Here is a 22,362-nt window from a genome sequence, read left to right as displayed (position 1 = left end):
TTCCTTAAAAAAAATCTAAAATCCATCCCTGCATTTTTTCAAAAATTCGTTGCGCAATGGGCGCCTGACTGCCCGATTGTCGCAGCTTACATCTCTTTTTTAATGTATGAATAATCAATCCATATCCCGTTGCATATATAGGGCTGTTCAGTGATTCTGGCAAATCATAATCAAGACGTGGAGATCCAATACGCACAGGCACAGAAAAAATTTGCTGCGCAGATTCTTTCATGCCACGCAACAAGGATCCGCCACCAGTGATAACGAGTCCTGATACTAAAAATGAACTTAACTTATTTTTTACAATTTCTTCATGAATCAACAAAAAGAGTTCATGTGCCCGTGGCTGTAAAATAGAAATGAGCTCATGCAAAAATATAATATCTTTTTGTCCCCCTTGGACTAATTCGATTTCAATCAAATCATCTTTTTTCATTAAATCAATACAGGCCATGCCATACTCTCGCTTAATTCGTTCTGCATCAGTAATTGTTGTCCGTAAACCAACGGCAACATCATTAGTAAAATGATTACCGGCAACCGGAAGCACCATTGTATGGCGTATACTTCCTTGCTGATACAATGCTAAATCAGAAGTGCCACCACCGATATCAAGCACACCAACACCAAGCTCCCGCTCATCGGCACTCAATACCGCATCTGCTGAAGCAAGTTGCTCTAAGATTATGTCACTCACTTTTACTCCTGCACGCTCGCAACAGGTTACAAGATTTTGTACTGAAGCTACCGCACCAAAAATAATATGTGCTTGTACCTCAAGACGAATACCATGCATTCCGAGTGGATCTTGTACTCGTGTTTGTGAATCAATAACAAAATAATGAGGCAACACATGTAAAATCTGCTGCCCTTGCGGAATCGGAATTGCTTGCGCTGATGCAATTGCATTTTCAATATCCGATTGACGCACTTGCCCACGCGTTATCGGCGTAACTCCAGTTGAATTTTTTGATTGAATATGCGCGCCAGAAATCCCTATACATGCAGATTCGATCTCCAAACCCGCCATGATTTCAGCCGCTTTAACTGCCGTCTTAATTGAATGGATAGTACGCGCAATATCAACCACCACCCCTTTGCTCAGCCCATCCGATGGCGCTTTTCCAATACCAATTACTTCAACACGATCTTGGTCAAGTTGCTGAGCAACCACAACACATATCTTGGTAGTACCAACATCAATTGCAACAATAACATTATCAAGAGAAATTTTAGCCATATCACGCCCCCTTTTTTTCACTGTATACGACTATTTGATCGTTAAACCGAACATCTGCCACCCACTGTTTATCACGCACAGCTTTGCGTGCGTCAGATAATTCAAAAACCGTTTTTTTTAGCTGCTCACACTGCAACAAACATGTTTGATCTGGAATGCACTGCGCGCTGCAAATAATAGAAAATTTTGTTTCCTGCTTATCTTGTAAGCGTATACAAAATTCGTCCTGCCATATGACATCGTATGTATTGCATAACGCAGGGGAAAATTTCTGCTTACACTGATGCAATGCTACAGGAATATCAGACCCAGATCCGACTGCACACCTAATAGTTGGTAATTGTGCTATACATGATGGAATAAATAGATCTTTTGATATGCAACCAGATTCGGCCGCAAGTAGATACGTATCATTAACACACAAAACCGGCTCAACTGCATCAATTACAACGCGCATCGCACCGGATGGTAACAATTGAGTCGCCACTCTTTTCACACATGAAAATTGCTGCTTAATAGCAGCAGTTAATTGATAGTTTTGGGCAACAGGAGATGAAACAGTACTCATCGATGATTGTTTTACGTAATCGATAATATTTTGCTTTGCTCGTTCTGCAAATACAGGGGAAAAAGAAAATAGATATGCTTTAACCGCAAAAACATTCGTCTGAGCTATATACAGTGTCCCACCAAGAACAGACAATCCTAGTATCATGTTCATGCCCCACAAACCCTTACCGTTCATCATTGCCCCTTTATATCCCCACAACAATCTTTTCTTGTTGTACCTTTTCTTACACCGCAAAGTCAACAAGTTGAAAAATTAAAAAAACAACATGAAACAATATGGCAATAATAAAAAACAAAAACTGACATAGGTATAAGCAATACTATTGACAATTTGAGCGCCAAAGTACTACTGTTGTTACAAATATAAACTATAAAAAAGCCCAAAGGGGAATAATGAAAGCTATAGGAAGCACTATGAAACGACTCATGATTATTGGTTTATTACTCAACACCTGTTCATCCATGTGGGCCCCGGGATCACCCTATCCATTTGAAGACGGATCTTTTATGAAAGCGCAAATTGAAGAACGCCACAGACAACTTGCTGCCAGCCAGGCGCATCGTGCCTATGCACAGCTCATAGCACAAAAAGCACTGGAATCACAATGGAAAAGTAGCAATTCGCCTTCGGCTGCAGAAGAAAAATCCGATTCTGAAGAATCATATGGAGAACCACTGACAACAGCAATCAGTGAACGGACGCCAAGTAAAATATCTGATGATTCCGTATTTATATTAGATGAAGAGACCGGTGAAGAAGATAGTCCTTCACTGGCAAACATATCTCCCGCCAACCAGTCAGCACCTATACAAAGAGTAGCACAGCCCGTACTCTTTACATTTTCTCCAGAACATAAAAAAAAATCAGACAAGAAGGAACTACAACCGCACACTCAAGAGTTATATAACCAACAGCGAGAACGTGAAAAACTACAAACCATTAGAAGCAAGAAAAAAGAATCGGACAATCAAAGATAGTCGCTCCGCACAAACAATGCATTGCCAAAAAACCAGGATGTTTGATCTGCAGATGTATAGGTATTGCACCCGCTACCACTTTATGGTACCTTTCAATAAAGACCCGACAAACCTAACAATTGAGGGTAGATGATGAATGCAAAACAACGAAAGACGTTAGAGCAGATTTTCAAGAATCCTGTACAATCCAGTGTAAAATGGAGTGACATTGAAAAACTATTTATTGGTTTTGGTGCTGAAATTCTAGAGGGTAATGGGTCACGAGTTCGTATACTATTGTTAGGTGTCAAAGCGGTTTTTCATAGACCGCATCCACAAAAAGAAACAGATAAGGGCGCGCTATTATCAGTACGACAATTTTTAAAAAATGCAGGGATTAAACATGATGAAATATAAAGGATACTTAGGAAACGTACGATTTGATGATGAAGCGAATATTTTCCATGGTGATGTAGTAGGATTAAAAGATGTTATTACATTTCAGGGAACAAGCGTCAAAGAACTTAAACAGGCTTTTAAAGAATCCGTTGATGACTATCTTGAATGGTGCAAAGAGCGAGGCGAAAAACCTGAAAAGACATATTCGGGAAAACTACACCTTCGTCTTGATCCAGAACTTCATGCTAGCCTTGCGCTTGAAGCAAAAAAACAAGGGATCAGTTTAAATGATTTTATTAACAGCAAGCTAAATAATAGATAACCATCATCATAACATCAGTAAAACATAAGAAATTGCTTGGTAATTCACCGACGCACAAACAATGCATTGCCAAAAAACCATGATGTTTGATCTGCAAAATCATGCGCTACTTGCACAAAGCCATATATATAACCTGCAACGTGAAGAGATAGAGAAAGAAAGTAGGCTGCTTACTCAAAAATCAGCAAGCTGGTTTATAGAGAAAAGCCAATGCATATTATTATAGATTGTGCTGTACCCATTCAAACTCTACGCCCTTATCTTTAAAGTTCAGATTGATACCGGCTAAAATAACTTCTTTCTTATCACGCATATATTTTTCGTAATATTTTTTTTGGATGATTTGATCAAGTGCCTCTTGCGCTGAGCTATCATATTTAAATTCAAAAATGAAGATGGTACTGGCTGTTTCCAGTACAAGGTCGGATCTACCACGACTAGAAGCAACTTCTGATTGTGGGCGCATGCCCAGCATATCGAACATGAAGTGAATGAGAGAATGATAATAACTTTCCCGTGGAATATGCAAGTTATAAGGGATACCTGCAAAAAGGATTTTAACTGCGTTGCAAAAAGTTGCAAAATCTTTGTGTAGTAAAGCCCTGCGCATCCGTACCAGTTCCATTTCCAAGGTATCGGGCGTGGTATATGCAAATGCTCGTACAAGATAATCTTTAAAAGATTCGCGCACTTCTTGATTCGGATAATCCAAGGTGAAAATATTATCCGACGAGTCGAAATCAACAATCGTTAAATAGCCGGTTTGTAAAAGAAGGGCAAACAGTGGAATGTCGTGGATATCAATTGTATCAAATCCTTTCATGGACATTTCAATGGGTGCATTTATTTCAAGATGTATCCCTTTTTGGCGTAATAGAGCTATCAGAAAACCAGGAGATCCTGTTTTGAACCAATAATTAGCAAACGCTTTATTATCAAAACAGGTGGTAACGGAAAGGGGGTTATACATAAGAGGCTTTTGCATATCTTGTGAAAAACGGTATCCATCGTACCAATTTTTCAAATCTGTAAGAACCTCTTCTCTTGTTTTACCCACATGTTGCGCAAGACTATCTATTTGAGAAGGATAATTAGCAATTAACTCTTGCTCCGTATATCCAAAAAGCTCTGCTGCTATAGGATCTAAAGAAAGCTCTTTCAAATTGTTCAACCCTGAAAACAGTGACGTTTTAGCAAATTTACTGACACCGGTTATAAAAATAGCACGCCAATGTTCTTCCAGCCCTTTTACTGTTGCATAAAAAGTGGCGAGAATTTTTCTATTTTCTTCAGCGATGGGAATATTAGCAATGTGATCTACAATTGGTTTATCGCATTCATCGATAAGTAGTACCACCGGGCCATGTTGTTTTAAATGTTCAACAAGGTCATCAAACATGTTTTCTGGTGTACTGATTTTTAGGTCTTTCCAATTATTGTTTTGTGCGATTTTTTGCAACGCTAAGCAAAAATTTTGTTTAAACTCTTGTGGTGTTCCATGCCCAATTTTACCAAAATCTAAATGTATAACGGGATGTGTCTGCCAATCATAATTACCGTTTTTACCAATCCAATATTCCTTAAAGAGTTCTTTTTTGCCTGCAAACAGGGATTTGAGTGTGGAGATAAAAAGGGATTTTCCAAAACGACGAGGGCGTGATACAAAGTAAAAATGTTTTCTGTTAGGTGCTGTTATGAGATTATAAATATGATTAGTTTTATCAACATAGATGCGGTTTTCCGTAATAAATTCTTCAAAAATACTGTAATGCAATCCCATGCGCTTCGGCTGATGAGTCATAACAAACTACCTTTGCTTATATAATAATTTTTTACTATCTCTTAAGCCAGTCTATCAATCGCTCATTATTTTTGCTATTGCCCCTTAAGATCATCTAGGTTGCATTAGCTGCATACTCAGCAAAAAAATCGCTGTATCGCTAGCTCCGCACAAACAATGCATTGCCAAAAAACCATGATGTTTGATCCGCAAAATCATGCGCTACTTGCACAAAGCCATGTTCTTCGAGCCAATTTCGTACTTCTTCATATAAAGGTTGATCTTTATAGGCATGCACAAATTGCACCTCAACATATATTGTACGCACGGTGGCAAGAATAGTAGGCGCTGCCTTGAGCACACTCAGTTCATGCCCCTGCAAATCAAGCCATAAAAAATCTATATGATGTATTGCATGCGCACGCGCCCATGCATCAAGCGTGATTGTTGGGACAATGATCGTACGGTTATACACAGCAGGTGACCACTGCAATCGATCTTGCGGTTCATGCAATGATCCTGCAGGGAATGGTTTTCCGGGTGCTGATGGTTTTTCAGAAAGATAAAAAGTGCGCTCACCATTTGCATCACTCAATGCAATATTATGCCGCACCACATTAGAAAGAGAATATGTATTATTTGATAGCAAGGTAAAAATTTCAGGAACTGGCTCAAATGCATGCACTGTCGCCTGCGGCCAAAACTGACTCAGCAATTTAGTATCAGTACCGTTAAATGCACCCGCTTCAACAATAATGGGATTATCGGGAAGATACTGTTTGATAAAAGGAAACAACTTATCTTTTTTAAGCAACACAGAATTCATTATGACAAGATCACCTTACTCAACTGACATAAAATTAAAACACCCAAAATATCCATCAATGTCGCTAAAAATGGTCCTGCTGAAAATGCAGGGTCGATATTAAGCCGTTTGAGTCCAAACGGTATCACTCCTGCAAGCATCACTGAAACTAGTACGGTGCTAAATAATGTCATACTTACCGTAACTGCATGCAACACACTGCCTGATGAAACCATGTATACCCGCAGAAATGAAACAAAACCTAAAATGGTTGCCAGCAGAAATGCCATTAAAAATTCTTTGCGTAAAAAACGATATTTATTTTCGCTATGAATGTCTCCCGCTGCCATACCTTGAATTACTAACGCTGAAGTTTGGTTGCTCGTATTACCACCGGTGCTAATAAGCATGGGGATAAACGAAAGCAAAAAGACACGATGTTCCAAAGAAATTGATGTCTCATAGGCATTTAAAATAAAACGAGTAAATGATTCGGCAAGGAGTAATGGTACTAAAATATAGGTTCGCTCATATAACATTTTCCAAAAAGAGGTCTCAAAGTAGGAGTGCTTCATCGGTGTCAACGCCGCCATTTTCTGCACGTCCTCACTCGCCTCTTCCACAATAACGTCAACTAACGTTTCGCTAGAAATGACCCCAAGAAAATGATTGTTTTCTCCCACAACAGGAATCGACATCAAGCCGTAATGCACCATGCGACGAGCAATATCTTCTCGATCTTCATCAGCTTGCGCAATAAATTCATCTTCTCGCATAAATTCAGACATACGTTTTTGCGGCTGCTGCATTACAAGGTCTTCAAGTAAAATATGACCCACAAGACGATGGTGATTGTCAGTTACGTAAATTTGTTGATGCACTTCTCGACGAGGGCGTAATCGCTGCAAAATCTTAATACTTTTTTCAACAGTAAAATCCTGCATCAAGGTAAGCACATGAATATCCATGATACCCCCAGCAGATTCTGGATGGAATTTTAAAAGCGCGATCACTTCTTGTCGCGCTTTTTGGTGGAGCATGCCTAAATATTTTTTAAGTTCATCATCAGAAAATAGATCAAATAAGTCAGTAAGTTCATCCGCCGTTAATACGTTCAAAGCCTCAACAATCTCCACTTCTTCCATATGCGCTAAGGTTCTCACCTTCATTACATCTGAAAACTCTTCAAAAACCTCAAGCTTAATCGTTTTAGGAAGTTTTATAAAAAGACGCTTGCGACTGTCATTATCAAGGTCGGTTAAGCATTGGGCCAAATCGGCAGGGTGCATTTTAAGCAGCTCTTTCCAGAGCGACTGCCCCAATGGGGATAGATGCCCAACTACTTCTTCTATATGTTCTTTTATCTCGTGAAATATTTTCTTAATATCCATAAAACAGCTCCTGCACGCCAGCACCATATCAGATGCTATGAGGATGTACTATATCTATTAATAGTAGAGCATTACAGCCTTTTGTTCAAGACGACATGCCCGTTTGACTATTAACTACCGGTTTATTACTCTAATAAAGGAATAGTATATCATACTCAAAAAAAACAGATACAAATAGCACAACTGAATGAGGTTATTCACGGTGAATCCATCAGAGCTCATCACTGCAGGGAAAACGGTAGACCTTCAAGTAGAACTGGTTGACTCCCAACCAATCCGCATTGATACCTATCTTGCCAATCAATTTGCCCGTTATTCACGCAGTTTCTTTGCACGACTAGTACATGATGCATACATAACAAAAAATGGAAAAACCATCTCCAAACCGAGTACCTTGGTACAACTGGGGGATAGAATCAGCATAACGGGCCCTGATGCAACAGCCGACAGTCCACAAGAATTGACTGGCCCATTATCAGATATAAAAATTGTATACACACATCCTGAGTTTTTAATTATCAATAAGCCTGCTGGCGTCGTGGTACACAAATCGTCGTCTTATAACCAACTGCCTACCTTAACAGATTGGCTCACTGCTCATTATCAAGAAATAGCCCAAGTTGGATCAGTTGATCGACCTGGCATTGTACATCGTCTTGATAAAGACACTTCAGGACTCATGATTATCGCACGCACCAACTATGCACATGGAATATTCACAACGCTGTTTAAAGAGCGTGCAATTAATAAAACATACTATGCGTTAGTGGAAGGCCATCCAAACGAGCACGGTATTATTGATCTTGCAATCACACGACACCCGGTGCACAGAAAAAAAATGATGGCATCAATAGCGAATGGGACCTATGGCACTATCCGAACGGCAACTACGCAGTATAAAGTACTGCAATACTATACAGATCATACCCTTATACAAGCAAAACCAATAACGGGACGTACTCATCAAATTCGCGTTCATTTTGCTGCTATTAAACATCCATTATTAGGCGATACAACATACGGAAAAAAATCACATTTAATTGCTCATCATGTTCTTCACGCAAAAGAACTCTCTTTTTCTTTTGATGGAACGCAACATACATTCAGCTGTGAACTTCCTCCGGCGTTTGAATCGCTGCTTAATTCTTTATAAATATGCAATTCATGCATCAATACTAGAAAATGCGCAACTACCGCAATTCTTTAAAAAAACTTTCACCAAGTAAAAAAGTTCTTGCTTTTTTCTCAAAGAGCTTTAACATAAATCTCGAGTCAAGAGGAAATTGTAGTAATGAAGCGTTACGAAAAATCATCTTGGTTTTGTCTAATGCTTGACTCTAAATCTTTATCACCAACAGTGATCACCTATTAATTTTTTCCACAAAAAACAGATCTCGTTTTCAGCAGCTCGTACTGCAGAGAAAACTTTTTTATTACTTCTGGATCATGTAAAATAATTGCATTTTCCTGATTTCGTTTTCCGGCAGATTGCGTAAAATTAAAAGACCCAGTCCAAACAAATGAAGACTGCGAGCCAGAAGAACCAAAAATAATAAATTTGTGATGCATAATATTTGATCGCTTATCTTTGTTATGATCTGGATTGTATTCAAAGATGGATACCCCCTCCTTTTGTAATAATCCAATTTTACTATATCGCTCTTTCATTTTCGATGGATCTACAATCAATTCAACGATAACACCGCGATGCTTTGCTGCAATAACTGCACGAGCAAGCGCATCATCAGTAAAAATAAAAATCGCAATCTTCAGACTTTTTTGTTCTTTGTTAATCAAATCAAGCAGCACAGCCTGCACATCATCATCGGGAGAAAAAAATACTTCTGTTGTATGAGCAGCATGAGCAACATGCTGCTTTTCTGCTGCAGCCCCTGATTGTTGACTCTTCTGCACATAATCAGCCGGTTTCATGCCAACAATAAAATGTGTTTTGCCAAATGGCGCCACTGATTTATGCGATTGCAACATATGCGCCTGCATAACACAAGCAAAGAAAAAAAAGAGATACAAAACAGTGCTTTTTTTATACATAATGCCCTTTCTGCCACCGCACTTCGCGCTATGGCGTAACCTTGTTTGCTGCCGCACCCAATTCATATTTATTCTTGAGCAGATCAAGCGTACCAAGCATCAGTACCATCAAACAAGAATTACACATAAAAATCCTCATCTGCAAATGCCTTATACACAACATTCATAAAATTGTAACAATTCGATTCAACAATAAGTACCTTAACAATCAAAAAGAACATCATCATAAAAAGGTGCACTATGAAAATGGTTTCCTCCGGATTACAAAAAATAAAATTATTTTTTATTACTTGTATGTTACTACAATCACCCTTTATTGCAGCTGCAAAATACAAAGGAGAATGGCTTGCTATCCCCGGAACAGATCAAGCCGTTTTTTATGATAAACAACAAAAAGTATATATAAATGGAGATGAAAATGCGGTATTACCTCATGGCCTTTTCTTGTGGAAATCAATGGTCAATGAGCAAGATCCAGAGACAAAAGATCAATACTATACAACGCTTTGCGGCAAACCAGATATTCGACGAACATGGACCCGCGATCCAGAAAAATTAGAATATGTCGACGCTTATAAAAACAGTTACAATCCACAGTATTACCAGTATCAAACTATAGAACTTGAACAGATGCTTCTGCTACAACAGCTTCCTACCACTGCCATTTTAAATCCAACGATTAATTTGCCAACAATGTCACCAACCGCACTACCAATTGCGACTACAGCAACTTCCACAATCTCCACTACACAAACAGCCACTCCATCTGTAGCGCAGCCCTCTGAATTAACCATATCTAATCCTGTTATCTGTCTTGATCGAAACAAACTGTTTGAAAACATCATGGGGATGAACGAAAACCGCTTTAAAGAACAATTCAAACGATTTGAACCTCAAGTAATCATCAGACCTCCAAGCAACCCCGATAGCTATAAACCTAGTGTTAGCGGCGTACAGCAATTTTTTTATGGTGGAGAATCAGAAAGTTTTTTTAAAGCAAATCCGCGCGCTCGATCAGTTATTCAAGGAGAGCTCATACCATTTATTTCTCTCTGGTACCTACGAAAGAAAATCGCAACTCGATTAACCACAACAGAAAATCCAATTGCAACCGGCACATTAGAACTAATTGCACCGCCTGAAGAAACTGATATCAGAAGATTACATGAACTATTTCCCGGCGCATTTTTTATGGTCTCTACTAACTTTAATACACTTACCATACGCATGACCGATTTTGCTCATAATCTTAATGAAATGAATCTAAGACCAATGCAAGGAGAAGAGGCGGCGCTTGCCACCATGGGAGCCACTATTTACCGCCGTTATTGCGTACGCAGAATAAACTTACTTGCACCTTTATATCCCATTTTTACGATGCAAGGATTTACTGCCCTCGAACAAGATCAAGGAGTACGCCCTCTTATAATCGGAAAAAAAGATCAAAAAAAGCCACTAACTAAAAAAGATATGCAAGGCTTTACCGTTGCATTACATAAAAATATTGTCGTCACCAGCGGCGCTAGCGCTGACCTTAGCGCTCCTGATCGCAAACTCATTCCAAGCACTGAAATAATACCTGCATGCAACAAACAAATGCCAACCCAAGGCCCAGGAACTATTACTGTTTCTCATATATTTACATCACCATTCGACCTCAGCTCTATAAGCAAAGAAAATCTTGAAGACACAGAAAAAATCAGCTCGCAATACAGTGAACAAGTCGAAATAGCTCAAGCTGTTTTAGATGCGGCGTACGAACTTACTATTTTGACAGCAATGGATCATGGCGCTAAACAGCTGATACTTCCGATGCTCGGCACGCGATTATTCAAAAATAACCCAGAATGGATTATTAACTCGCTTACAAGACTTATTCCATTAATTGCACTATCTAATATTGATATAAAGATCGTCTTGCGTTTAAAAAATGAATCAATTGAGACTAAAATCAAACAACTCATTACTAAAATAGGACAATATAAAACAACCGGAAAACCACTCAATGACATAAAGATCCTATTAAACCCTACCTCGTGAAAATCATACATTAATTCTTGGCGGATCTATCATAAAAAGCACCCCCTGTGGGGTGCTTTTTGCCTCTAAATCAGCATAACACGCGAATCAATCGATATAAAAATCATATAAATTATATCAACTGAGGTTAGCTATATGGTATTATAAAGATGTATAAGAATGGATACAGAAAATCTATGGGGGTTATTATGAATCAATTATTAGTATCTTCACGTATAAAAAAACTGATCTTAACTGGATTGTTATGTTTAATAACTCAATCCATATATAATGCAATGCTTCCTGAAGACTATATTGGCTACGAACCGGCAGCTCTTGAGCCAAAAGAGCAAGGGCTAAAGGAGCTTACCCCAGAACAGCTCGAGCAAATGCCTGAGGAAGAACAAATTGCATATATTACGAAACTATCAGAACAAGAAGAACAAAAACGCCAGGAACGGCAGCAAGCAGCAGATGATCAAGAGCTTCAAGAGGCAATAGAAGCATCGCAAAAAGAACAAAGAGGCGAAGACAAAGCGCTTGCGGAGGCTATGAGTTTATCTGCAATCGAACAGCGCCGAGCTGAATTAAGAGCACGCAGGGAACAAAAGCGGGCTGATGCGGCACAAGCAGGAGAAGAAGATATAAAGGAAGCTGATTATGTGTGTCTTGATAGAAACCAACTCTTTGAAAATATCATGGGAATGAGTGAACCAGACTTTAAAAATCTATTTACAAAGTATGAGCCAGAGCACAAAGGAAAATCTATACCCGGAGACGTAGCAAACCACAAACCGAATCTAAAAGCAGTAAATCGCTGGTTTATTAATAAAAAAAATCTCAATACACATCCACGATCATATGCAGTGCTACAGGGAGAGCTATTCCCCCATATAACACTTAAGGAGCTCCGCACAAGTATATATGGTCAATACAAAAACTGTCCTATGGGAACAGGAACCTTAAGTATCATTACGCCACCCGATGAAACTGATATCCGCAGAATGCATGAAATATATCCAAATGCATTTTTTATGATCGCCTCAAACTTTAATGCATTAGAAGGGGGCATGGGACAATTTAACAGAAATCTTAATGGCATGAATCATGCGCCAGTACAAGGAGAGGAAGCAGCACTCGCAACTATGGGAGCAGCTATTTACCGACGCTACCTTGTTCCACGAATTAACCAGCTGCAAGATCTTGGAGGTATCTTTGACCTTCAAGGAATGAAGCCTGAGGAAGAGGATGGGGGAGCGCGACCATTCATTACATCAAAAATAGATGCTAAGAAAGCAATTACCCGCAAAGATATGGAAGGATTCGCGGTAACTCTTCATAAAGATATAGTCGTAACCAGTGGTGCGAGTACTGATCCTAATGCTCTTGATCGCCAAATGATTGATCGCTCTGATAAAAGAAGAAAAATTCCTATATGCAACAAACAGATGCCTACGCAAGGTCCAAATGTAGTGACCGTATCGCATATTCTTACTTCTGCTCACGACCTCAGCGGACTTCCCCGTAAGCAAAATAATCCTGGCGCAGTTGATACAACCAGCAGGGCATATCCCGCACAAGCAGAAATTGCGCGCGCCGTCCTAGATGCTAGTTATGAAGCGACTATTTTAACGGCCATGGAATATTGCGCAGACCAGCTCATCCTTACTTTAATTGGTGCAAGCGCATTTAGAAATGATGCGAAATGGATTGTTGAAACACTAGAAAGGTTAATTCCGTTAATCGTAGCTTCTAATATTGATATAAAAATTGTGCTGTTCGAAAAATACCCAGAATTACAGGCTATGGTGGAAGGTGTTATTGCTAAAATTGAGCAGTATAAAAAAGAAGGTAATCAAGCGGAATCGCTGGATCAGTTGCTTAATATCTAAAAAAACAAAATCTCTAATTAAAAAAGAAGGTACAAGAACGTGCCTTCTTTTTTTGTATTAAAACTTCCACCGCATTTCAACTTCACCACCAACATCACGTCGCTCATCTCGTATCCCACGCACACTCACATCATCTGATAACAAATACTCTACTTCCACACGTGTATCTTCTGACAAGCTAAAATTTTTCTGAATTAATGCATGTAGCCTATCTGTCACTTCAATTTCAAGCGCGCCTCGCAAGCCTCCACGACCCGTTTGATCAGTAAAGCTCGGAACTAAATGAATACTACCAAGGGGTTTTAGCAACCGTTTAAATGAGCCTTCTAAGCTATCTTCCGACTGTTTATGCCCAAAAATAAGATTCGTAATGTTACTCATAATTAATGCAGGCATCACAATGTTTAATGACTCTTCTTGCGAGCCCACCAATAGTAATGCAACAATTTGCTCTTCAGATAATGATGGCGAAGATTCAAGCATAATATGTGGATTACTTACGGATCCAGAAACATACAAGCCAACTTGATGTTTTTTTATTTTATTTTTTGCTTCTATGGTGACAAACGGATCGTATGGCTGACTGGGAGAAAATAGCAAACTACCTTTAGTGATATGCAATGGCTTATAAGGAAATTGCAAAATACCTGAATCTAAATTAACTAAACCAGAAATATGCGGATTACGCACTGTATTGGTTACCAATAACATAACACGCGCATTAGTTTCTAAAAAAGGTGTCTGCACACGAATAGGTGCAACGGTTTCGATTGAAAGCGCACACGCAACATCAGTACTTGATAAACTAAATGCTTTGCTTGGGTACTGTAAAACATCTTTTTGCAGCAACTGAGAAAAAATATTTTCTTTGAGCTGTGATCTATCAATAAGTAATGATCCAAAAACAGTCGGCAAATCATTTTTTATTTTTGTACATAATAGTTGTGCCGATACCATTGCAAAAAGATCTTTATTCACATTAAGCAAGCATTCTCGCAAATGCACTGGCAGATGTGCAAAGGCAACGCCATAGGCGTCATCAAACTGCAATACCCCTCGCTTGCATAATACCGACCCACAATCAAATGAACAATGTACATCGGTAATTTCAATTGCTTTATCTGCAACGTTATACGTAATAGTACCATCAAGCCCATTCATATAATTATAAATTTGTGGCACCCGAATGGCTGCATCAACAAAATGTAATTGTGTTGTTAAAGAACCGTCATACAATGCAGTAAATTGCACCACTCCCTGCGATTGTGTCTTATAGCCAAGCCAATAATCGACCGCGCGATTAATAAAACCAACATTAACAAAACCAGACCATGTAGGTATTTCTGCATTATTAGAATGCGTACAATGCATTTGCTCGATAGTATTACCATCAATGCAAACACCTTCCACAAAATAAGGATACTTTTTCATATCTCCTTTAATTTTATATGCAATATCATTAACGTATCCTGCTATCTGTATATCATCGTTTTCTACCGTAATCGCTCCTGTACAAAGCATCGCATCATCCGATTCTTTATGAGTTGCATGCAGTAAATATAAACCTGATATGTCATCTAACCCATTACATTGAAATGCTATATTTGTTTTTTCTGTGTCGACAGACCAACCACATAACGATTCGGAAAATGTAGGATGTATTATACAGCTACCGGCACCTATTGTATCATCCCACTGCCATGTTCCAGAACAAACAGGCTTAATTGCATCACCAAACAAACTGACTGTACCATGTGATATCTGCATCGTTTTATCAAATGATACTGCAACTGTTTTTCCCAATTTCAATGTATTATAACAACAGTTACGCAGTTCTGCAGTGCCATGCAGTGTATGCATTTGCCCATCATGCACTGTCCCTGATGTTTTCAAAAAAACTGATCCCGTAATAGGATCCGAACGACCGAGTGCACGTAAAAGATATTCCACAGGCAAATCTGCTTGCACCGTTGCCGCACCACCACGGGATGTGACTACAATGTCATCAATCTGCATCATGCACGATTGATCGGCTGTTTTAAATGTACATATTCCACGATCAACATCCCATGTTCCCGAAAAAAAACAATTTTCAGTTTTATCTTTTATGCAATCGCTCACTGAAACAAATTTAAGATACCCATTTCGTTGCCATGTATTATTGACTAAACTAGTTTCTAATCCAAAAATTCCTGAAATGCGATCAAGATAATCTATACCTGCATATACCAATGTACCATCAACTATATATGCCATAGTTTTGCATACATTATTTATATTTTTAGTTTCGCTATGCCATCGCAAAGATGCTTGCAATTGATCTTGTTGCACAATGGTTAACAGTGCTGATTTAAACGTTACCCCTTTAACAAAAACAGGAACTACTCCAGAAGGGGATTTGAAAAATAATGCTATATGATCAAAAATAGGAACCTCCGTACCCTGTTTTTTTGATTGCGCAACGCATTCTTCAATAACTATGTGCATCTGTACCGCCCGGTGCCATAAGAACTGCATCCAAGAAAATGATACCGTTATATGATCTGCAGACCATGCCCATGCATCTTGCTTGTGGTCATCTATGGGATGAACGGTCACTGTTGTAAATGTACAACAAGGTGAAACCAGAGAAAAATCAGTAAGGGTGCCTGAAAAATCTGCTTGATAGGATGTACGAAATAAAGAAACAACATATGATGTTACCAACTGATTTATCCATGCGTCATGTTGTAGCTGATACAACAAAACACCAATACCTAAAACAATCGCAAGTCCTATTTTTTTTATCATCATATATATTATTTTAGGTTAATAACCGCCATTTACCATCATATCGATAACGCCTTAAATAAGAATGTTGCGCTACCGAACAACTCAATGCATACAAAACAGATCGATCACGATCAGTAAAATATATCGCCCCTGGCTGTATAATACCATGTACCGAAAAAGTAATACAATTATCGGTAAAGGAAGCGGGACTAGTCAAATATTGTTGGGGGGCTGATGGGGGGCCTTGAACTCCTGGTACCAAACCAAATCGAACCTGTGATGGCAACTTATATCTACAATTATTGTACTCATACCAATGATGTGCAAGGTTGAATTTCAAAGTTTGTTGCTTATGAGTAGCTTGCGCAAATCGTTGTGCATATAAGCAGGTCGCATAAAAACGATTTAATTCTAAACGCACAAGTTTTTCATTAAAAAATGAGGCGGTCTTAAAACCAATCCCCATCATAATCAGAGTTAATCCAATAACAACCATAAGTTCAATAAGAGTAAAGCCGCGCTGATGAATTTTTTTGAACATTCGTTTCATCAGAACATCCTTACTCTTACCGTTTTTCATCAACAATTACACACTATTTCTATCACTCATTACGCTTCAATTACATCATGTTCAATAGTTGCTACTGACAGCACTTCTTCAATAGTAGTAAGGCCTGCTTTTATTTTTCTAAGGCCGTCTTGAACAAGTAACAACATACCATCCGTGACTGCTTGTTTTCTGACTAACGACGTATCCGCTCGCTCCATTACCAAATGCGCAATCCCATTCGTTATGTCCATTAATTCATAAATTGCTAGTCGCCCACGATATCCCATCTCATTGCACTCTTTGCATCCCTTGGGTTGATAGAATACAATCCCTTTTGCTTCTTGCTCTGTAAGCCCAATACTTTTCAATACATCCACAGAAGGGGTATATTGTTGCTTGCACAGATTACATAATGTTCTGACAAGGCGTTGCGCAACAATTAACACTACTGAAGATGCTATAAGATAGGGTTCAATACCCATATCCAAAAGACGTGTTATCGACGCCGGTGCACTGTTAGTATGCAGAGTACTCAGCACTAAATGTCCAGTGAGCGCTGATTGAATAGCAATTTGTGCTGTTTCTTGGTCTCGCGTTTCTCCAATCATAATGATATCTGGATCTTGCCGCAAAATTGATCGCAGTGCAGCCGCAAAGGTGAGCCCGATTTTGTCATTTACATGCACCTGCCCAATACCCGCCATTTGATATTCAACAGGATCTTCTACCGTAATAATATTCACTTCTGGTGTATTCAGTTCGCCTAATATCGAATATAATGTTGTCGTTTTACCCGATCCTGTTGGACCAGTAACATAAATGATGCCGTTTGGCCGTTTAATTTTTTCTACCAATAATGCGTAATCGCGCTCATGCAATCCCATATCTTTGATATGACCAAACGTACGTGATTTATCAAGCAAACGCATTACAATACGCTCACCAAATGCAACCGGCAACACAGAAACCCGAATGTCGATTGGTTTGCCTGCTAACCGAATGTCAATGCGACCGTCTTGTGGAATACGTTTTTCTGCAATATTTAAATTCGCCATAATTTTAATACGAGATGACAACGCCCCTTGAATTCGTTTTGGTGGCATCATCACTGAATACATGACCCCATCAATTCGATACCGCACCGATAGCTCTTTTTCAAATGGTTCGATATGAATATCTGACGCACCCCGTTTTGCAGCTTGGAAAAGGATATGATTAACCAATTTAATAATTGGCGCCTCTGTCGCCATTGCTAAAATATCTTTTTCACCAATATCTTCAAATTCAACTTCGCCAAGATCTCTATCTTCTTCCTCTAGATCTTCAATCATCTGCTTGGTGCCTTCAATCGGGTAATATTTATTGATCGCATCAATAATTTCTTTGCCCGTAGAAACCGCATATTGCGCACCGCCACTTCCCGCAAGTAATAGAGTGATGTCATCAAGCGGTTGAAATATTTGTGGATTAGCCGTAACCACTACCAATTGACCTTCAATCATAATTGGCATAACCACATTATCTCGTAAAAATTTAAGCGGTATCTTTGCAAGTACCGTTAAGTCAGCCATCTCATCAGTAACTTTAGCAATATACGGAACTGAAGCATATTCTGCATATGCCCTTGCAAGCTGCTCAGCAGTAATAAAACCATTACTCAATAGACATTGCTCAATAGTCTGATTTGTATGGACACTATTTTTACATTCAGTAAGATGCTGCGCTTGCAACGCTCCACTCTCAATCAAAATATCGCTAACACTCTTTTTCATACAACATACTCCAAACAGTAGATCTGATAAGATTAAGAAACTAAACGGCTCGTTACCGCATTAGTATATGACCATAGTATACTGAAACTCAAGTGAAAATAGGTAAAACCCGGCAGATCATATTATTCGAGATTCTTTTCGTTTTTTAATTCTAAAAAAACCAACTTCGTTTATTGTTAAACTAAGACAAAGATCATATATCTTGACGCAATGCACGATTCTATTAGAATAGCTAATGATTGGAGTTGTCAATAAATAACAACTTTAAATTCGATTCAGAATTCAGCATGTAAAAAACGAAACGCACAGTAATGTTAACTATTGCTTAATCAAAGGGTTATATATGAGAAAGATTAAAAATTATTTCTATCTACCAGCTGTCATTGTCATGACGCTCGTCTCTTGCCCCGTATTTGGAATGAACTATATAAAAAATCTATTTCAAAAACAGGTCATGGGCAGCTTTATCCTAGCTGCTGGATGCCATGCTGCACCACAGGTGCCAATGCTCAAAGAACAGATGGAACGCAGGCCGGCATTAGCAACAACTGTTTATTGGCTGAAAATTGCAAGTGCTATAAACGGGCTAAGGGCATATGCTTCTTCTCTTCGTTCAACCGTGGCGCGCTTAAACCCTGATTCAAAACCAATATCTGACTCATCCGATGATGCGCGTTTTCTAAGGCGAGGAAAAGCCGATGATGCTCCCGTTACTCGAATAACCAAATCGCCGGCAGCTGCCGTTGCTGATGAAAGCCCAATTTTATTTTATGAGAAATATAAGCCATTTTATGAATTTACTAACTTATATGACATTCCCGGAGGCATAAAAATCGGCGGATCATTCTGGCCTTCGACAGAACATTATTTTCAAGTACAAAAATTTTATTATAGGCCTGAACTATCGGATAAAATACGAACCTGCAGAACCGCAAAAGAAGCTTTTGACATGGCGCAGAAGCAACCTAAAGAGTTCACGCGAATCGATTGGCATGCAAGATTAGATGAACCTTTTCAAGGCGAACTAGGTACAATTGTAGAATATGGAAAAGACGCGGTCATGCTACGAGCGCTTGTTGAAAAATTCACTCAAATACCAGACCTTAAAAAGCTATTACTCAATACAGGAAATAGAAAGCTCGTTGAAAACTCTGGAAAATATGATAAGTACTGGGGTAATGGCGGAGACGGGCTAGGGAAAAACAAACTGGGCGAAATACTTAAATATGTTCGTTATGTATTACAGAATGATACAATTCAAGACCTAAAAGAACAATTAACTGATCGTAACTATTAAACAACATCATTTTTGAAAATCATAAAATAAGAGATCCCCTGATGCAAGATATCATCCGGGGATCTTCTGTTTGACATCCTTATGACTCTTAAGCCTGCATACCAAAAATCAACTCATAGCGGCTATAAATCATACTTTTACTTTAACCATAGTTACGGTATATTGAAAAAGTATCTCTACAATACATAGTTATACAGCATGTACAGGACATACAACTAATATATTATCAGATAAAAGGATCTTTTATGATGCCAACAGTACGATCGATCTATCGCTATCTCTTTATTTCTCTTGCTATCTTCGGACAGTTTTACACACAAACCGCATATGCTCGACGCAAAAAAGCAGAACCAACAATATCTGCAGTAACAAAAGAATTCACTCATTCTGAACCAGCTGCTGACGCTCCGGAAAGTTCAACGGTCGAAACTCCGCAACAATCGTGGTGGTCATGGATTACTTCTGAACGAAAAACAGTAAAAAATATGAATTACCAAGAACTGAAAGAAGCAAAAAACCGCTCTTTGAAAGACAACAACAAAAGCAATGCAATAAAATATGCAGAACAAATGCTCAAGCTCTGCAATGACTTACATGAACAACGCATCATTATGCTTGAACTTGCTGATCTTTACTTTGATACCGATAGCTTTGAATCAGCAGGAAAACTATATAAAGAATTTCTTACCTACTTTTCCGGAAGCGATAAGGCTGAATATGCTAATTATCAGGCAATACAGTGCTCTTTTTTCAAAAAATGCTCCAGCAACCGAGATCAATCAAAAACACATGAGACTATTGAACTTGCTGAGACATTTCTAAAACGTTCCGATCTATTTACCACCTATCGCGACCAAGTACAGACAATGTTAAACCAATGCCGCGAGCAGCTTTTAGAAAGCGAACTCAATATTGCCAATTTTTATACCACTCGCGGTCAATATGCATCAGCGACAAAACGTATTGAAAATATCCGTAAAGATTTTTTGCCTACACTGGCTCATTGCGAACATAAAATCCTTACAACCGAATGTGTATTAGCGCAACAAACAAATAACGTTGAACTGCTCACCATTAAACAAGCGGAACTCACCAAACTCGTTCCTCCTACAATGAGCACTATTACGGTAGCTCAAGCGAACGAATCCACTGACAAACCATTCAGCAACCGATTTTAAACAATGCGCACACAAACAGAACTTGGAAGACAAGGAGAAGAGCAAACCGCTCAATACCTACAGAAAAATGGTTATACTATTTTAGCACGTAACTATTTACAACGAACCGGTGAAATTGATGTAATAGCTTGCAGCGATACAATGTTACTATTCGTTGAAGTAAAATTACGTACTGCATCACATTTTGATATGGCTGAGGTAATTACGCGATCAAAACAAAAAAAAATAATCACCACAGCAAAAATCTATCTTGCGCAGCATGATCATGATGAAAAAACATGTCGATTTGATGTTGCATTAATTAATACCGCCACACGGACATTTCATTATTTGAAAGATGCATTTAGAGATGAATAAAAGAACGCAATGTATACAGATTATAAAAAAAATGTTGCCACGCATCGTTACCGGTATGACACTTGGCTCCATTCTGACTTTGGGATTTATATATCCCCTCTTGTTTTCATTCTTACTGCTCGCAATACTCACCCACATTCTTATCGTAGAATGGAAAAATCTTCTTAATTGGCGAAGCTATACATTTTGGCTATTAATGCCCATCTATCCCATATTACCATTCGTGCTCCTTATCCTGCTTAATCATGAGCCTGTCTACCGCCATCTCATTTTATATCAGTTCGTGATTGTTTCAGGCCTTGATACCGGGGGATATCTTATTGGAAGCACAATCGGCACACACAAAATTGCTCCTCGCATCAGTCCCGGCAAAACATGGGAAGGATTTTTTGGTGGATGCAGCATTGCACTTATCTGTTTTTATTTATTAATGATCCAGCAGGAATCAACTGCACCGTGGTGGGTCATCACTCTGATTACCTTGGTTATATGCATCTTCTCGTTACTTGGTGATCTTTTTGAATCAATCTTAAAACGCCGCGCCAATGTTAAAGACTCTGGCACAATCCTACCGGGACATGGCGGTTTTTTAGATCGCTTTGATGGAATGTTATTTGTAGCTTTATTTGTCTTTTGCTTTAAAAAGCAATTGCTGGTGTGGTTGCAGTAGTTATATTGTCGCGCCTTTTCGGCGCACAATTATCTGGATGGCGACGTTCGCGGAGCTCTCTCACCATGACGGTTAGAGAACGCCAATAGTGCTAATAATATTTATCTGTGCTTCATAGTTTTACTTTTCAAATAAGTTCCTTCACTACCATTGCCAGCTGCTCTAGAACATAAGGCATTGCCTACCGTCATTGTGAGCGAAGCGTAGCCCTACTACGCAACCTTCGGTTAGCTATGAAGGGCCATGATAGGAGCCATTCGAAGCTAAACTGCGTATCAAACTTCGTAAGGCGGAGTATGGCAATCCAGAATTCGTGCGCTCAATCTGAGCGCGACATAA

Annotated in this window: 19 protein-coding genes; 10 read left to right on the top strand and 9 right to left on the bottom strand. The window is 38.9% G+C overall.

Going from position 1 to position 22,362, the window contains the following annotated elements; all coding sequences use genetic code 11:
• Window positions 1–4: 4 nt before the first annotated feature.
• Together ftsA and VGT41_00285 are read right to left on the bottom strand one after the other, a co-directional pair.
• Entirely contained in the window at window positions 5–1,240 is a 1,236-nt protein-coding gene (gene ftsA / locus VGT41_00290) for a cell division protein FtsA (GenBank protein HEV2600709.1), read from the bottom strand.
• Between the two features lies 1 nt (window position 1,241).
• A complete protein-coding gene (locus tag VGT41_00285) occupies window positions 1,242–1,961 on the bottom strand; it encodes a hypothetical protein (protein ID HEV2600708.1) in 720 nt (239 codons plus the stop codon).
• A 242-nt stretch (window positions 1,962–2,203) separates the two neighbouring features.
• Between VGT41_00285 and VGT41_00280 the strand changes: the two genes are divergently transcribed.
• The 3 genes from VGT41_00280 to VGT41_00270 all read left to right on the top strand — a co-directional run bounded on the left by VGT41_00280 (window position 2,204) and on the right by VGT41_00270 (window position 3,488).
• Window positions 2,204–2,788: a hypothetical protein gene (locus tag VGT41_00280; GenBank protein HEV2600707.1), complete on the top strand. Its 585-nt coding sequence runs from the start codon at window positions 2,204–2,206 to the stop codon at window positions 2,786–2,788.
• A gap of 132 nt (window positions 2,789–2,920) precedes the next feature.
• The gene (locus VGT41_00275) at window positions 2,921–3,184 is read left to right on the top strand and encodes a type II toxin-antitoxin system HicA family toxin (protein HEV2600706.1); all 264 of its coding nucleotides are present in this window, start codon (window positions 2,921–2,923) and stop codon (window positions 3,182–3,184) included.
• A complete protein-coding gene (locus tag VGT41_00270; GenBank protein ID HEV2600705.1) occupies window positions 3,171–3,488 on the top strand; it encodes a type II toxin-antitoxin system HicB family antitoxin in 318 nt (105 codons plus the stop codon). The genes VGT41_00275 and VGT41_00270 overlap by 14 nt, the downstream gene beginning before the upstream one ends.
• Before the next feature lie 220 nt (window positions 3,489–3,708).
• Here VGT41_00270 and VGT41_00265 read toward each other — a convergent pair whose 3' ends face one another.
• From VGT41_00265 to mgtE, 3 genes are all read right to left on the bottom strand, one after another.
• Complete coding sequence (locus VGT41_00265; GenBank protein HEV2600704.1) at window positions 3,709–5,289, bottom strand: AAA family ATPase; 1,581 nt, start codon at window positions 5,287–5,289, stop codon at window positions 3,709–3,711.
• 139 nt (window positions 5,290–5,428) lie between these two features.
• Window positions 5,429–6,094, bottom strand: a complete 666-nt coding sequence (locus VGT41_00260) for an FkbM family methyltransferase (protein ID HEV2600703.1) — start codon at window positions 6,092–6,094, stop codon at window positions 5,429–5,431.
• Window positions 6,094–7,464, bottom strand: a complete 1,371-nt coding sequence (gene mgtE, locus VGT41_00255) for a magnesium transporter (protein ID HEV2600702.1) — start codon at window positions 7,462–7,464, stop codon at window positions 6,094–6,096. Before mgtE ends, VGT41_00260 begins: the two co-directional genes overlap by 1 nt.
• A gap of 202 nt (window positions 7,465–7,666) precedes the next feature.
• On the opposite strand from mgtE, the gene VGT41_00250 reads away from it, so the two are divergent.
• A complete protein-coding gene (locus VGT41_00250; GenBank protein HEV2600701.1) occupies window positions 7,667–8,617 on the top strand; it encodes an RluA family pseudouridine synthase in 951 nt (316 codons plus the stop codon).
• A 215-nt stretch (window positions 8,618–8,832) separates the two neighbouring features.
• Here the strand turns inward: VGT41_00250 and VGT41_00245 are convergent, their stop codons facing one another.
• Window positions 8,833–9,582 (bottom strand): phospholipase D-like domain-containing protein, encoded by a 750-nt coding sequence (locus VGT41_00245; protein HEV2600700.1) that lies wholly within the window; start codon window positions 9,580–9,582, stop codon window positions 8,833–8,835.
• 174 nt (window positions 9,583–9,756) lie between these two features.
• Here VGT41_00245 and VGT41_00240 point away from each other — a divergent pair, with 174 nt between their 5' ends.
• Complete coding sequence (locus VGT41_00240; protein ID HEV2600699.1) at window positions 9,757–11,556, top strand: hypothetical protein; 1,800 nt, start codon at window positions 9,757–9,759, stop codon at window positions 11,554–11,556.
• Window positions 11,557–11,744: 188 nt separating this feature from the next.
• On the top strand, window positions 11,745–13,427 hold the full coding sequence (locus VGT41_00235) for a hypothetical protein (GenBank protein ID HEV2600698.1): 1,683 nt from the start codon (window positions 11,745–11,747) through the stop codon (window positions 13,425–13,427).
• Between the two features lie 57 nt (window positions 13,428–13,484).
• On the opposite strand, the gene VGT41_00230 is transcribed toward VGT41_00235, so the two are convergent.
• From VGT41_00230 to gspE, 3 genes are read right to left on the bottom strand one after another with little or no spacing between them, the layout of a single operon-like run.
• A complete protein-coding gene (locus tag VGT41_00230) occupies window positions 13,485–16,220 on the bottom strand; it encodes a translocation/assembly module TamB domain-containing protein (protein HEV2600697.1) in 2,736 nt (911 codons plus the stop codon).
• A 10-nt stretch (window positions 16,221–16,230) separates the two neighbouring features.
• Window positions 16,231–16,749, bottom strand: a complete 519-nt coding sequence (locus tag VGT41_00225) for a prepilin-type N-terminal cleavage/methylation domain-containing protein (GenBank protein HEV2600696.1) — start codon at window positions 16,747–16,749, stop codon at window positions 16,231–16,233.
• A gap of 59 nt (window positions 16,750–16,808) precedes the next feature.
• Complete coding sequence (gene gspE, locus VGT41_00220; protein ID HEV2600695.1) at window positions 16,809–18,521, bottom strand: type II secretion system ATPase GspE; 1,713 nt, start codon at window positions 18,519–18,521, stop codon at window positions 16,809–16,811.
• A 343-nt stretch (window positions 18,522–18,864) separates the two neighbouring features.
• Between gspE and VGT41_00215 the strand changes: the two genes are divergently transcribed.
• The 4 genes from VGT41_00215 to VGT41_00200 all read left to right on the top strand — a co-directional run bounded on the left by VGT41_00215 (window position 18,865) and on the right by VGT41_00200 (window position 22,023).
• Window positions 18,865–19,818 carry an NADAR family protein gene (locus VGT41_00215; protein HEV2600694.1) on the top strand — a complete coding sequence of 318 codons (954 nt, stop codon included), beginning with the start codon at window positions 18,865–18,867 and terminating at the stop codon, window positions 19,816–19,818.
• A 245-nt stretch (window positions 19,819–20,063) separates the two neighbouring features.
• Window positions 20,064–20,996, top strand: coding sequence for an outer membrane protein assembly factor BamD (gene bamD, locus VGT41_00210; GenBank protein ID HEV2600693.1), 933 nt, complete (start codon window positions 20,064–20,066; stop codon window positions 20,994–20,996).
• A gap of 3 nt (window positions 20,997–20,999) precedes the next feature.
• Window positions 21,000–21,353, top strand: coding sequence for a YraN family protein (locus VGT41_00205; GenBank protein ID HEV2600692.1), 354 nt, complete (start codon window positions 21,000–21,002; stop codon window positions 21,351–21,353).
• Entirely contained in the window at window positions 21,346–22,023 is a 678-nt protein-coding gene (locus VGT41_00200) for a phosphatidate cytidylyltransferase (GenBank protein ID HEV2600691.1), read from the top strand. The genes VGT41_00205 and VGT41_00200 overlap by 8 nt, the downstream gene beginning before the upstream one ends.
• Window positions 22,024–22,362: the final 339 nt, after the last annotated feature.

Source organism: Candidatus Babeliales bacterium, from assembly GCA_035944115.1.
Lineage (GTDB): Bacteria > Babelota > Babeliae > Babelales > Vermiphilaceae > DASZBJ01.
This window is presented reverse-complemented; position numbering and strand designations above follow the sequence as displayed.